1 pseudogene is annotated in these 297 nt (G+C 49.8%); it reads left to right on the top strand.

Going from position 1 to position 297, the window contains the following annotated elements:
* Positions 1-184: pseudogene (locus tag AC07RN_RS21530) on the top strand (integrase core domain-containing protein); the annotation flags it as partial.
* Between the last annotated feature and the right edge of the window lie 113 nt (positions 185-297).

Genomic DNA, 297 nt, shown 5'->3' with positions numbered 1-297 from the left:
ATTACGCGTCTCAGTAAAAGGCGATTTATGCTTTAACAGCACCCGGATATTTTTATCGGAGGCGCTGAGGGGGGAATGGATATGGATGAAGCAGGTCGAAGAAGATCTGGATGAGATAGGTTTTGGTAAGCTGATACTGGCCCGGTACGACAGACGAAATCATCGTATAATCCGGGCCGATTAAGTCAAAAAGTGTTACCTATGTGACCGGTCAGATCTGTAACCCATGTGACCGGTTCATACATCGCCGCCCCCTTAACAATCCCGGCTCCCGGCAAGAAAATCGCCGCTTCGCGG

Source organism: Lelliottia sp. GFLA7, assembly GCF_056490165.1.
This window is presented reverse-complemented; position numbering and strand designations above follow the sequence as displayed.